The organism is Pseudoalteromonas obscura (assembly GCF_030135505.1).
Taxonomy (GTDB): Bacteria; Pseudomonadota; Gammaproteobacteria; order Enterobacterales; family Alteromonadaceae; genus Pseudoalteromonas; species Pseudoalteromonas obscura.
In genome coordinates, this window is the sequence record NZ_JASJUT010000002.1 from 68,084 (window position 1) to 83,843 (window position 15,760).

At 44.5% G+C, this 15,760-nt stretch carries 5 protein-coding genes; all 5 read right to left on the reverse strand.

Annotated elements, in window-relative coordinates; genetic code table 11:
- Positions 1–106 precede the first annotated feature (106 nt).
- Positions 107–3,316, reverse strand: a complete 3,210-nt coding sequence (locus QNM18_RS04615; RefSeq protein ID WP_284136498.1) for a non-ribosomal peptide synthetase — start codon at positions 3,314–3,316, stop codon at positions 107–109.
- 35 nt (positions 3,317–3,351) lie between these two features.
- On the reverse strand, positions 3,352–8,109 hold the full coding sequence (locus QNM18_RS04620) for a non-ribosomal peptide synthetase (RefSeq protein ID WP_284136499.1): 4,758 nt from the start codon (positions 8,107–8,109) through the stop codon (positions 3,352–3,354).
- Positions 8,110–8,229: 120 nt separating this feature from the next.
- Positions 8,230–9,948 carry a cyclic peptide export ABC transporter gene (locus tag QNM18_RS04625; protein WP_284136500.1) on the reverse strand — a complete coding sequence of 573 codons (1,719 nt, stop codon included), beginning with the start codon at positions 9,946–9,948 and terminating at the stop codon, positions 8,230–8,232.
- 1 nt (position 9,949) lies between these two features.
- Positions 9,950–12,376, reverse strand: a complete 2,427-nt coding sequence (locus QNM18_RS04630) for a penicillin acylase family protein (RefSeq protein ID WP_284136501.1) — start codon at positions 12,374–12,376, stop codon at positions 9,950–9,952.
- 74 nt (positions 12,377–12,450) lie between these two features.
- Positions 12,451–15,657, reverse strand: coding sequence for a non-ribosomal peptide synthetase (locus QNM18_RS04635; protein WP_284136502.1), 3,207 nt, complete (start codon positions 15,655–15,657; stop codon positions 12,451–12,453).
- Between the last annotated feature and the right edge of the window lie 103 nt (positions 15,658–15,760).

The window sequence follows — 15,760 nt, forward strand, 5'->3', positions numbered from 1 at the left end:
TCCCAAATTAGTCATTTGACGGCGTGCTCTGCCAAACAGAGCACCCGTAGCTTTTATACTAAAGTAAGCTTATTTACACTGAATGCCTTATCCATAAGCAAAATGTCTAAAACGCCATAATCTCAACCTCATCGGCAGCTGCAAGCGCTTCATCAAGGGCTAATTGCGAGATAGAGAGTGCGACCAATTCAGCTTGTTGGTGAATGGTTACTGCGCTAAACAGCTCCGCAAGTTGCAGTTCAACCCCTAAATGGCTATCTATATTTTGCAAAAGTTGATTCACTAACAATGAATGACCACCTAAATTAAAAAAACTGGCTGCGCAGCTGATCTTTTCGTGGCCCAAGTCCAGTAGTTCCGCCCAAATTTGCACCAGCTTTTCTTCAATTTCTGTAGATGGAGCGACATACTCACCATGCAAATTGCTACCTTGCGGGTCGGGCAATGCTTGTTTATCAATTTTTCCATTTGGCGTAAGTGGCCACTCTTCAATGAATACCAATAAGCTGGGCACCATATATTCAGGCAATTGGGCGCTCAATGCAGCTTTGATGGTATCAATTGAAGCCCCATTATTTGACTCTTTATTATGCTGTTTTATATACCCGACAAGTTGCTGACTGCCCGCGATATTCGCAGTCACAACTTGTGCAGAGTGCACAGCAGTAAGGCGGTGCAGCACACTCTCTATCTCTGCCAGTTCAATTCGAAACCCGCGGATCTTCACTTGGTCATCTATTCGTCCCACGAACTCCAGGTTATCATCTGCTAAATACCTAACTAAATCGCCAGTTTTATAGAGCTTTTTGGAGCTACCTTTAAATTTATGGTCGTAATATGGATTGTCGATGAAACGCTCAGCAGTCAAACTTGGCCTGTGTAAATATCCACGAGCAAGCCCTTGCCCACCAATATAAAGCTCCCCAATTGTTCCATGAGGCTGAAGCCTTTGTGCCTCATCAAGTACATAAAACTGCGTATTTTGAATCACTTTGCCCAAGTGACAATATGACGTATTGAGGGTTGCAATGGCGGACCAAACGGTTGTCTCTGTCGGGCCATACATATTAAAAACCTGACTCTGAGGACACTTATTGTGGAAGGTTTCTAACAGCGTTGGAGATAGGGCTTCTCCACCACACAAAAGAGACATTCTGGCGCTGCTTTGCCAACCGTAATCGAACATAGATTTCCATAAACTCGGCGTTGCCTGAATTAATGTGATGTGGTGATTTGTTACCAATTGGATGATTGTTTCAGGTGTTTTACGCTGTTCATCACTGGCGACGATGAGTGTAGCTCCCGCGCTCAACGTGACGAAAAGCTCCAGAACATGAATGTCAAAGTTAATGGAAGTTTGCGCTAATACCTTATCTTGACAAGAAACCGATAACTTATCACACATACTTGAGATGAAATTTGACACTGATTGGTGCTCTATCATAACCCCTTTGGGTTTGCCGGTAGACCCCGATGTGTAGATAACATACGCGAGGTGTTCAGAGTTTAACCCCAAAGTGCGTTTATCAAGATTGTAAGTATCAAAGTCGACCAAAAAGTGATTCGATGTCGTCGCAAAGTCATCAAGCTTCACAACAGTACCCAGATACGAGGCCGGTAAAGAGTGTCCACCAGCCTTATCAGCCAGCACCACTGCGAGCTGGGTATCTTCAATCATATAGCTAAGCCGATTTTCGGGGTAAGTCGGATCCAAAGGAACATAAGCCGCCCCCGCTTTCATTATCCCGAGCAGGCTGATGACCATCTCGAAAGAGCGGCTCATACAAACACCAACCAAGGAGTTTGGTTGTACGCCCTGATCGCGGATTAAATAGTGTGCGAGTTGATTGGCCTTGTTATTTAATTCCTCATAGCTCATGGATTCGCCATTGCAAATCAGCGCAACTGCGTCAGGTCTCGTATTTGCTTGATGCTCAAAAAGCTCGTGAATACACTGACTTTTTGAGTAGTCGACCCAGCTGCTATTAATGCCATAGACCAAGTGTTGAAACTCTGCACAGTCAATAAAGGGAAGCTCTTTCACCGTATAGGCTGAATCGTCGCAAATGGCAGAAAGTATCAGCTCGAATGATGTCAACATGCTTTGAATGTTCGAACGCTCAAACTGTTCAGCTGAAAAATGACAGTCCAGACTAATACCGTGACTAGACTCAACCACGTTAATTGATAAAGGCACTGGAATAATTACCGGTAGAGAGTGGCATTTGCGAAGCGTGCCACCGATACGCGCTAGCGGCAGGCCATCTCCGAGCCACTTTTCATAGCTCAACACCACGTCAAAAGCAGGTATCGTACGCTCTAAGCGTGTAGATAGATCGCGACGTTCTAATCCATCCACCTCATCTAATGACTCCAATAGCGAGTCCCACACAGCTTCTAGAATGATGTCAACACGGGTATTTTCATCTACAATATGACGACTGCCAATAACGGTATCAAAAGCCCCTAACATATCATTTGATAAGTTGTCGCGACGCGTGGAAACCACATGTCCTACATGCCAATCAGCTAAACCAGCTTTTAATAACATCACACCAAAGGCGCATTTCAAAACTGCAAAAGAGGTTACCCCCTTTGATTGAGCGAATTCCTTTAGTTTGCGAACTTGATTTGCGCCTATATTGTACTGTTTAAAAACAGTATGACTGTCTTTCGAGTCTTCGCTCTGAGCCAAATCTGTCCGTCTATACACGTCACCAGCACCGGACTGGGCAATAAACGTTTTCCCCGCAGACTCCAAAAGGCAAACCAAATATTGCCGCTTTACAGGCGCTAAGGCACTAACCAAGCCTCGGTCATAGTCTTCATATATCGAACAGAACTCATTTAATATGATTGCTTTGCACTCAGGCTCAGCAATGGCACTGTGAACACGCAGTATTAACACTGTGCGCACTTGTCCACATGCGCTGTCACATACAACTAACGATGCGGCAATGAGGGGCTCTGATGCGAGATCGAAACGCTTATTTTGCTCGGTTTGTATAATCTTCTCAATGAGCTGACTATCTGACAGCTCAAACTGTTGCAGCGCTATGGCACTTTTTGGTGATACATTGACATGCACTTGTTCGCCACTTAGTACGAACCGAGTTCGAAGAATATCATGGCGAGCAACAAGCGTATTTAGCGCCTTTTCCACCAGCGTACTGTCAATTTGAAAGTCAAACTCCAATACCAGCGTACTATCTAGAGGAGCTTGCTCAGTCGGTGGACTTGCCGCAATTTTTAGCACTCTTTTTACTCGTGATGAAAGTATACCATCAGGTAAGGTGTTGCTTATCTTAGTATTCATTATGGATTCTTATTATTGTGATTATTTAATGAAACTTAAATCGTAAATACACCCGCCCCATACTCTCCCATGAGTAAGTCGGCAAGAGGCTCATTTGGCTTATCTAAAGCAGCTTCCAATAAGTTGCAAAATTGGTCGTGCATTCGCTCAATCCGTTCTCTTTTAAATAAATCGCTCGAATATTCCCAATTGCATTCCAACTTTCCGGAGCTTTCAACTACGTATAACGACAAGTCATATTTTGAAATGTTATCAGCAACCTGCTCTTTTTCTATGCAGAGGCCCTCTAAATCCATACTGTGGTTTTGCATATGGCTCATGCTGCTCTGCTCAAACTGAAAGGCCACTTGAAACAGTGCGTTATAGCTCAAATTACGCTGTGGATTTATTTCAGTAACCAGCTGACTGAATGGTAAATCTTGATGGCTAAAAGCATCTAGTGTGGTCTGGCGCACTTTGACAAGCGCCTCACTCAAGCTCTCGCCGAGGGAGATCTCTGAACGTAACACTAGCCGGTTAACAAACATGCCAATGACGTCTTTCAGTTGGTGATGACTGCGATTATTGACCGCTGTACCAACACAAATATCCGTTTCATCGCTGTACATAGACAATAGTGCTTTGTAAATGGTCAATAAGGTCATAAACAATGTGCTGTCATTTTTTCTGCTAAAACTCTCCAGCGGTGAAATTAAAGCGTCAGGAAACGCAAGCGCCAATGTTTCCCCGCGATATGATACCTCTGATGGTCGCGGGTAGTCGGCAGGTAAAGAGAGTAATTCAGGGGCACCTTTGAGCTTTTTCAACCAATACGCTTTTTGTTGCTCAATAGCACCACCATCGGCATGGGCTTTTTGCCACACGGCAAAGTCACCGTATTGAATACTCATCGCTGGCAACGTTACTTTGTTGCCACACTGTGCACTGTAGAGGCTTATCAAATCACGCATCAAAACAGGGAATGATTGACCGTCTACAACCAAGTGGTGCAGAGTCAGCATCAACCTATAACGCTGCTCACTAAGCACCACCAGTTGCGCTTTTAAAAGCCCTTGCGCGCTAATATCAAATGGATACAAAGCATGCTCTGTACTTAGCTTTTCAAGCGCTTCGAGTTGCTCATCACCTTGCAAATGTGCCAGTGACGTAACGGTTAATGGGGAATAGCTGTTCAACAAAGTTAATTTTGGCTGACCATTCACGGTAGGAAAAACTTGACGAAAAACGCTGTGGCGTTCTATCAAAGCAATAAAAGCCTGTGTCAGGGCTGGAATATCCAGCTGACCTGTCATCAAGAAACTATCATGAATATTGTATTTTGAGCCACCTTCAATTTGCGAGATAAACCACAGGCTTTGCTGCGAAAAAGAGGGAACCCACTGTGCTTCTGGTACAGCCTCAATAGATGATATGGAGTTGCTGGTAGCATTGTCACACCATACTGACAGCGCTTTTACCGTTGGCTTTTCAAAAATCACACTCAGTGGCACATCCATATTCATGCTTTTTTGTAGCTTCATGCGCAGCTCACTGGCTAACAAGGAGTGGCCACCTAAACTAAAAAAGTCTGCTGTAATACAAATATCTTCCCGATTTAGCAACTCTGAGAAAATGCGCAAGACAGCTTTTTCAGTGCCACTTTGTGGCTGAAGAATATCTGTTGTAGTTGGAACAAAGCCCGGCGCGGGTAAAGCAAGTCGATTAAGCTTGCCGCTCGAGGTCAGTGGCAGCTCGGTCATTCGTACAATCGCAGCTGGTACCATATAGTCGGGCAAAAACTTACTAAGCTCCTCTTTAATGGCAGCGTCAGTTATGTTGCCATCTCTCAATGTTACATATGCGACAAGCAGTGCGCTGCTGGCAACACCTTTCTCAAGTTCCTTAATCGCAACAGCCGCAGACTCTACTTCGCTGATATTCATCAGTGCAAATTCAATCTCACCCAGTTCTATTCTAAATCCTCTCAGTTTGACCTGTTCATCAAAACGACCTAAGAATTCAATTGCACCGTCTTTTAAGCGTCTAGCTCTGTCACCAGTTCTGTAAACACGTGTTTGATGGCCATTTATTACAAGTGTAGGAAACCGCTCTGCTGTTAAGGGCTTATTGTTTAAATAGCACATCCCCACCTGTGGACCACCAATAAACAGCTCACCACTGACACCTATTGGGACAGGCTGCTGCCAAGGATCAAGTACATGCGTTTGTACATTCGGCAAGGCAAAACCTATGGGCACTTTTTTATCGGCTCTAAGTTCATTAAAGCGCCAGCCCGTCACATGAATCGCCGTTTCCGTAGGGCCATAGAGGTTAACTAACTCAACTCCTTTGAGCACGTCGATAGCTTGGGCTTGCACCGCATAGCTTAACTCCTCACCGCTCGTAAATAGCAACCTTAAGCTTGCTAACTCTCCGCCCTTAATTTCCTCTAAGAACAGCCTAAGCATGGCAGGAACGAAGTGCACAACATTGATCTGCTCCGAGCAAATAAGCTGATATACACGTTGCGGATCTTTGTGCGCTTCAGGTTCAGCTAACACCGTTGTTGCTCCTGTAGTCAACGGCCAGAAAATTTCAAAGATAGATACATCAAAATGGGCCGGTGTTTTTTGCAGCATTCGCTCCCCAGCTTGCAGTGAGTATTGATGCTGGATGCCATGCAATTTATGACATAATCCTTTGTTATTGTTCAAAACACCTTTTGGTCGCCCTGTTGACCCTGACGTGTAAATGGCATAGACAGGCAACTCAGCCGACGCGTGATTTGACAAAGTAGTGCAAGGCCAGCTCTGCTCAGTTGCAATTTGCTGTACTGTGATAGTCGAGCTTGCCAAACTATGACATAAATGTGTTTGCGCCAACACCAGAGACACTTTCGCATCGGCTAACATATAGTCCAGCCGTTGCTTCGGCAAACTGGGGTCTAACGGCATGTAACAGCCGCCTGCTTTAATAATTGCCAACATGCCAATGATCATATCCACTGAACGCTCAGAATATAGGCCTACTAGCTGCCCGGGCTGAACGCCTTGATATGTCCGCAGGCAATACGCCAATTGGTTTGCCTTTTCATGTAGCTGACAGTATGTCAATGACAACTCGCCATATTTGACAGCAATATTGCTCGGTGTCCGCTCGTACTGGCGCTCCAGCATATCGAAAAGCGTTTCATTATTTGGGCAGGGCAAATGCTGGGCATTACTTTGCGTGATCAATTGTTGCTGATGTGTGTCCAAGCTAAAAAATTGGTGCATCGGCAAATCTGGGTTATTCAAAATACCGTGCAGACAGCACTCAAAATCGCGATCCAATGCCTTGATTGTTTCTTCTTCAAACAAATCTCGATTGTAAGTCCAATCAAATCTACACCCGTTTTCAAGTTCCCAAATATAGAACTCTAGGTCAAACTTGCTTGGCACTTCTATGGGGGCATTGCTTTCATCAATGGCCGACGTTACTTTTAAAGTCGAGGAGCTCAGAGCATCCGCCGGGCCCGTTCTATTGCTCTCAAGAGAAAAGGTGATTTGTACCAACGCATTATGAGCCATCACTCGCGGCGGATTTAGAGCCTCAACCAATATATCGAAGGGGACCAGCTGGTTTTCATAAGCCTTATGTAAGACCTGTGTAGACGATTGCAAAAACTGGTTAAAAGACTGGCCCAGATCACACTCAGTTCTCAAAATAAGCGTGTTGGTAAAAAAGCCAATCAACTCCGCCAGTTCCGGCCTCGCGCGGTTCGCATTGGGCGTCGCCATAACAATATCTTTTTCATCGCTCCAACGACTGAGCACTGCCGCAAAAGCACTTTGTAAAACGATAAATAAACTGACACTATTGCGTTCTGCAAACTGCTTAAGCGCAGCGTACGTTTGCGCACTAAATTTTTTGCTGTACTTCTTGCCATTTAAGGTTTGAACTTCAGGCCTTTCTTTATCCAACGGTAACTTGTGCACTGCAGGTAATTCAGCAAGGTGTGCCTGCCAGTATGCCAATTGTTCATCCAATTCCTTGTTCTCAAACTTAGATTCCATCCACAGCGTGTAATCGGCAAATTGAACTGGTAGTGAAGGTAATGGATTGGCCTTACCTGAGCTATAAGCAAGGTACAATAGACCGAGCTCTTTGTAGAATATTTCAAACGACCAACCATCCGCCGAAATGTGGTGAATATCAAATACAAGAACATGGGTCTGCGTATTTAACTTGAGTAACTGCGCACGGAACATTAAGTCTTTGGACAAGTCAAACGCAGTATTGATATCTTCCACATAGTGTTCGACAACCGCATCGTATTGCTGTTGCGGTGTTAAAGGTGTGAGGTCAACCACCGGAAGTGAAAATTCAAAAGAGTCGTAAATATGTTGATAAGGCTTACCTTGCTCATCAACTTTTATCACCGTTCTCAGGGCTTCATGACGTTGTATGATTGTTTCTATTGCTCGATACAGCGCTCTTTCATCTAAAGTCCCCTCAAACCGCAAAGTGCCTGGCATGTTGTAATGGATACTTGTACCTTTGAGCATATCTATCAACCACAACTTGCGCTGTGCGTTGGACAGAGGTAGCGCATTGTTTGACGTGCGTTTGGGTATTTTATCTAGTTTGGTAAAGCCCTCTTCCTGGAGCTTCAGCAATGCGATGATATCTCCTTTGTGCTTGAGTATTTTTTCTTTTAGTGCCTCGGTTAATGCCCCTTCAGGGGCCTTTAACTTAAGTTTTCCCTGCGCCTGCGTTAGTTGAATTCCCAAGCTTTTCAGCTCAGATAATAGAGATACTGTTAGGTTGTTCATTCTTAATACCTATTTAATTATTTTTATTTTGTTAGAGTATGAAAATTGGCATCAATAGACTGGTTAGCCCCATCGATGCTATCTCAAGCATCCAATCCATAAGTAAGTTGTGCCATTTCGCTAAATTGCATGACTCAATTCCCTCTTACACGATTGATTGGATTGAATGTCGACCAAGCGCCCACGCTGCATTGTCAGTAGCTGATCTGCTTGAGAGAAATACAATTCATCGTGACCAACTACAAACACTATCTTGCCTCTTGCCTTTAGCTCTGGGAGTAATTCTGTGTAAAAGACCTTTTTAAATTCAGGGTCTTGATCTGCTGCCCATTCATCAAAAACGTATAGGCTTCTATCTTCTAAATAGCTCACTAACAAGGCCAAGCGTTTTCTTTGTCCATCTGATAAACTAATTGTCGAAAACATGTCGCCTTGCAAAGACACCTTGTCATGCAAAGCCAACTTTTTAAGATAACTTTCAACCTTACCTAAATCATCTTGTGCAAACCCATATAGCTTGGTAAACAGAAAAAAGTCGGTATAGATTGCACTGATGCTTTCTCGCGCCTGCCATCTGTTTTCTGGTGTGATTTGAGTATCATTAAAGGCTATTTCACCTTCTGAAGGGGCATAATGGTTAGAGATTAACTTGGCTAAAGTTGATTTACCGGACCCGTTTCCGCCGATGGCGAACGTGATCTGCCCACGCTGCAGCGTAAAGCTCACCGGCCCGAGGTTAAATCCTTCTTGTCCAGGATATTGATAACACAGCTCCTTAATATCAATTCGGTCACAAAGTAGTGGCTCATAACTTTCGCTCACTGGTTCTTGAGGCATATCATTGATCAGCGTATTAAGCTTTTTAAGTGCAACCACTCCCTGACTATAAGGCATTATTGAATTCATGATATTGGCCAAAGGCCCTATCAAATATAACGTTGCCACTACCACACTGACTAAGGTTGAATTGGAAAGTGAATAGTAATTCCCTGCTGCGTACACAATTACACCAATAGCGAGAAATCCAACTAAATTACCGTACTGAATTGCCATGTAAAAAATACGCCCTCCCCACAACTGCATTTTGACATAGTGGCCTTCTGCGGTGATCAATCGCTGATCTCGGTACTCTTGATAGCGCTTGTGCTTAAGCTTTAGCTCCTTAGCCCCGTAAATGAAGCCCCTCACACTTTCTTGAATATCATCGTAGCTATCACGTGATTTTGCGTAAAACTTTTGCCCAAACATCATTGGGATACGATATGAGAGTACCCCGAACAAAATGACCAGTAGCACCGTCCATAACATGTGCACATCGAGAAAAGCGATATAACCGAGCACTCCGAGTACCACACTGATGTTAATAACAAAATTAGGCAACGATGCAGCGCTGCCCGCAATTGTTGGCACATCCATCGTAATTGCGGAGATAAATCGAGAAGGCCCTATTTGCTCAAGTTCCTGAATAGGGAGCTTGTAAAGGCGATCGCTCATATATACACGTAGTCCACTGGCTGCTTTGACCACTACACCTTCCAATAGGATCTGTGAAACAGCTCTTAAAATGAGTGCAGCTAAGCAAACCAAGAGAAAAGCGATGGCAAACTTGGGTTGAATGATTTCATACCCTAAAACGAATACTTTCTCTTCCGCCAAAAAATTAGCCATGAGTGCACTTTCGACACTGATAGATGCCAATATTAAGGGTATCAATGCCGCATAAGCCAACCCCCCTAAAACCCCCGTAATAATTGACAGCAATACACGGTTTTCTCCCTGCATGATTAAAAAGTGAAAGAGCCCTTTGTTTATTTCTTCTATTTTATTTTGCCGAGGCATCTTATTTCTCTCCCGCATCCTGAGTTTGACCAAGTTCACTTTGGTCTATCGATACATATTCTCCACGCTCAAACCTCTCTACCATGTCTGTATAATGCGGGCTAAACAGGTGCCCTGATTGCCCTGTATCGAGAATAAATTGCGTATCGGACAAAGCACCTAAGTCGATCAACTGTCGATAAGTTGCCCCCATGTGCTTAATGTAACCTTCATCTTTTGAGTACGATCCACCGGCGACATTCACCGTATATAATCCTCCTTGTGTGGCATGTTCCTGATTAAAAAACTTCGCTAAAAATGGGTGCTGTGAAAACGTTGAATGCGGAAGCGTCACTTTGTGCATATCCTGCCATTGCCACGACTCTGGGTTACCTCCAAGCATCAATTCAAGTTCATCTTTTGCATCTATCAAAGACAACTGAGCCATCTTTTCGCAGCTTTCTATTGCTTCTGTGGTGACATCGTCACACCAAGCGCGATGCTCGCCATTTATCACCGCCGCAATGAACTCAGCTTGATAGCTCGCACTGAGGCCATCCAAAACGGACATCCTATTCGGGTAGCTAAATTGCACTTTTAATTCATCACCAATGACGCGACTATTAAAATGCCGCGACCATGCTCTGAAAATAACCGCCCCAGCGCTGCGTGCCGACATTTCCATATTCCAGTCTTCCAATACACTTACCAGCTCATCTTGCGCCGATGTTTTTGCTACCGATTGGAGCAAAAACGCCACCACTTTTTCAGCGTGAATTGCATACACATCTGACTGAATTGCTGCCATATCGCCGAGCGACAATTTGTTTTTTTCTTGAATATGCTGAAGCAGCAAATCAGCGATGCGTTGAGCTCGAAAATCTGGTTGCCAATTGTTGGATATGATATGGGGATAAGATGGCCCATGCATCTGGTTGTTCGCAGTAACAATGATCCCCGACTCAGGGTTCATTTGTTGTGGCATCTCTTCGAATGGCACATAGCCTTGCCACTGATATTGGGCAGTCCAACCCGGCACTGGTAGCTGGCCATTTGCATCATGACGAATGGGTATTTTACCTGCGGTAAATAGCCCAATGTTATCTGCAACATCACCATATACAAATGCCAATGCTGGTGCATGATGCTGTTCAAGCGCAAGGCTAAACGTTTGCTGATCACGCGCGTAGTTAACCTCTAAAAAGCTTTGCAAGCTGGTATCAACTGGATCCAGTACTGACCATTTCAGCGAAAAGTGACGATCGGAACCAAATACATCGCTCAATAAAGGACCGTTTGAGGTTGAACGTACCTGCCACTCTAAAGGCTGATATGGCGCGCGCAAAAACGCAGGGAACTGCTGAGCGACTACAATTTTTTCAACCTTGATATTAGCTTTAACCCATGCTCCATTGTACTCAAATAGGTTTTCATTAACCTGATGTTGGCGCTCCAGATAGATGTCTTGCACGTCCGCCGCTAAGTTGACCCCTGACCATGCTATATGCCGATTGTGACCAAAAATGACTGCTGGCACGCCAGGAATTGTTGCACCAGTTACGTCAAGGAGCTCCCCTTGTAATTTCGCTAAATAAAATGTTGTTGGCAGCTGTAATCGCAGGTGTGGATCGCCGCTCAACATAGGAAGGCTTGATTGAGTATGTCGGCCAGATACTACCCAAGCATTACTGCCAACCCCTTCCCATGTAGCATGATATTGGCGTTCAATATTTTGATAAAATTCGCTGAGTGCAGCAAACTCTTGCGCTGACGTTGCTGGTACATCGTGCGCAGGTGCAATATTGATCCCCAGTAACTCATGTGCTTTAACGCGCCCTAAGTGTTTAACTAAAATCGAGTTCGATAACTCATCTTGATAATTTGCGCCTAAATTCATCGCCATCAATTTGATTAGCAGTAATGAGTCAGATTCAGACCAAGGTTCGATGTCTATATCATAATAATAAAATTCAATCGGCATCACTTTAAGAGCGGATATGCCCTGGTTCACCCCATCTACATACGCCTTCAAAATTGCACGCGTTTTGTCGGATAAGCCATTTAACGCCGACTCTGCGGCCGTCTTTAAATCCAAGGTTCTCATTAGTTTGTCACTAGAGAGTGCAGACACTCCTAGTATTTCAGCCAGTCGGCCTTTACCTAGCCGACGTTGATAATCCATTTGCCACAATCGATCTTGTGCGTGTGCCAGACCCAAAGCAAAAAAAGCGGATAAATCTTGTTTTGCTGAGATAGTGGGCACCCCCCACTCATTTCTGGAAATAACCGCGGTGCCATGCTTGCCTGTCACCTCAACAACCGAGTTAGCCGTTGGCAAATCTGAACTCAACCAAAGATACATCGCCAGACATATCGCCAATAAGGGAAGTAAAATCCATGCACTCAGCCGCGATAACAGTGGATGCTTTTCTTTTAGTGAATTAAACAAATCAATCACCTCAATAACTTGTCGCTGTCACACAGCGCCTAAATTCATTTGAATTGTGTTTTGTACCATGCGCACTAAGCTGCACGACTAAGTAAACGAGCCAAAGCAGCTATCGATTCGCACCTAAAAAACTCCTTGAGCGTTATCTTTATTTCAAAAGCAGCATTGACTTCATTGACAATTTTAATCGCTTGCATCGACGTGCCACCAAGCTCAGTAAACCTATCGTTGATACTGATTTGTTCGTCCCCCAGTACCTCGCACCAAATGCGGTTTACATCTTCTTCCAGTGGCGTTCGTGCGACGACAAACTGACTATTCACCTGAAACCCTGCCAGCAACTGCTCCGTATATTCAATGGGATCAGCCTCAATTTCGCTGCCGATGTTGTAATACCTTGGGACCATGTAGTGAGGCAGCAGATTGCGTAAGTAGCGATATAGTTCAGACTTGGTGAGCGCTGCACCAGTTGCTACAGTTGCAACTAACACATCACCTCCACTGCTACCACGAACGACATCGACTTTGGATGCCGACACATACCTATGTGTATCCAACACACTTTTTACTTCGACTAAGCTGGTAGGTCGGCCATTTATTATCACCTTGTGCTGATCGTACTGGTTTATCTCCAACTCCCCACTTGCCAGTCTGCGGCCTAGTTCTCCGCTTTTGAACAAGCGCTCTCCGGTGCGGGGGTGAACGACAAATCGCGTATCTATTGGCGCCGCTTTATTCCAGTATGCATCCGCTACACCACACCCACTGCGATACACAGCTCCATTAACGAGTTGAGGGCAGGTTTCTAATGCCGAGTTAAGAATATGTACTTTTTGATTACTCAATACATTGAGTTTATTCGTCTGCTCTTTTTTGCCATAACACCTTAACAGCGACCAACTCGCCGCTTCCGGTAGCCCTTCAAAGCCATATATCAATAATTGGTCATTCCATGCCTCTATACGCGAAACCAGCTTCTGGTCTAAGTGTTGTGCAACCAAGCACAACTTATTGAGGGCTGTTGGCAATGTGGTATTGCTGCTTTGAAAATACGCTAATAAAACAGCCACCTTGTAAGGCGATGAATGCCAAGTCGATATATCATGGTCACTGAGTGCTGCCGCCCACGCTTTCGGACTCTCTAAGTCAGACTGGTGGAGCATAGTCACACACCCACCGCAGGCTAAGATGCTAAATCGTTCGAATATCGAATACTCACAATCGAACTCAGAAACCGCAAGGATCGAGTCTTCATGGGTCAGAGGCAATTGTGCATTAACATCTAATATTGAATTTATAATGCTACTTTGCGAGATTTGAATGCCTTTGGGTTCCGAGTCATATTCATCGGCATCAAATACAATACAGGCTAAATCATTTACCTTCGCAGCCACATCACAACCGATATCCGCGCTGTCATTGACCTTCTTTACTAGGACCTGAGTAATGCTTAAACACTCGATGGTCTTTTCAACCAACATCATGCTCGCGCCAGATAAGGATAAAATTTGTTGCTGACGCCGAGTCGGAAGCGAGACATCTATGGGCACAAACGTGATCCCTGAGATCAGCGCCCCCAGCACAGCGGAAATTTGCCGCCAATCAGAGCTTATAGCAATGGCTACAATGGCATTGGTTGCCAGCTGTGCATCGTTTAGCTGTTTAGATATTTGCAATGCATCTCTGTACAGTTGCTCAAAGGTAATTGACTCGGTGCCGATCCTAACCGCGGTGGCATTTGGACGACATTTGACCTGCTCATGAATAAGTGAGACAAGAGAATGTTTTTGATAGCGGTCACAGCGCTTGCCTTGCCACTGTGCGATTAGTTTATTTTCATGGTCGGTTTGTAGCGGGACTGCACCTATTTTGAGCTCAGGCTCACTGCATAACTTAATCGCAAGTTGTTTATAGTGATTAGTGAACTGCGCAATGAAGTTTTCATCAAACAGCGTTGTATTGTATTCAAGCCTCAAATTAAAACCTGAGCGCTCGCGCTGTACAAATAAGGTTAAATCAAATTTTGACGTGGCACTTGATATCGGGATTTCCGTCATTGTCAGGCCATCCAGCTCTAGCGCTACAGCGGAAGGAAAATCTTGATAGACCAACATAACTTGGAACAGCGGTGTGTAACTCTGGCTTCGGTTTGGTTTAAGATGCTCAACGACTTTTTCAAACGGTGTATTTTGATGCTCAAATGCCGACCTAATAACACCATTCACATTTTGCAATAGCGTCGCAAAACTGAGTGATGGATCAACTTGGTTTCGAACTACCAAGGTATTCACAAACAAACCAATGTTTGATTCGATTGATTTATGCTGGCGATTTGCTACGGGAGTCCCCACAGCAATATCACACGTATTGGTATAGCGATTTAACAAGACATTGAACACCGACATCAAGGTAACAAATGTCGATACTTGGTGTGAACGACTAAAAAGCTCGATTTGGTCGCGAGCTTCCAAAGTCAGCGAATCACAATAAATGGTGCCCTGTTCAGCCAATACAATTGGTCGCTCATTGCACGTTGGTAAAGGCAGGTAATCCGGCAGTCCGGCCAATGAACGAGCCCAAAACGTCAAACCGGACTTAATTGCCTCGTCTTGCTCTGGCTGGCGCTGCCAATGGGCGAAGTCGTGAAACTGTGCCTCAAGTGCAGGCAACGGAGTACCTGAACGATAATGGTGAATAAACTCTTTTTTGATTACTTCTAAAGACCACCCGTCAGAAACAATATGATGCATGTTCAAGCAGAGCACATGATTTTCGTCGTTCACTTGAAACATCTCGGCTTTGAACAATTTGCCTTTTTCTAACTCAAAGGGCTGGCTCGCAAAATCACATAAGGCAGTTTGTAACTGCACTTCGGTGACAACAGTTACTTCTAAATTCAACTCAAGCTGGGGATCTATCACTTGTCGAGGCTCACCGTTTTGCACAACGATACGGCTGCGCAGTACATCATGCCTGTCAACAATTGCTTGAAGAGCACGCTGTATTGACGCCACATTGACCTTGCCTTTAAGGCCTACTGCCACAGGCATGTTATAGCTGGCTTTATCTGCCCCCTCTAATTTGTCTATAAACCATAGGCGCTGCTGAGAATACGACAGCGCAATACCCTTGGCTAATTGCGCTTGCGACACTCTAGCAACTACGCCTTTTTGTGATGGCTCTTGTTGAAATGCTTTTTTTTTTAGTTGAGCTAAAAAACTACTCTGTTGTTCTTTGGACAACCCCGAGAACTTGCCAACTAAGTTTTTATTATTTTTCATTTTTTAATTCGCATTTAATCTGATACTACAACAACTTTGCTTGAGCCACGGTTTGCATCCGTGACTCATCCTCCTACAACAGAGTTTCACTGATTTGCTGTGA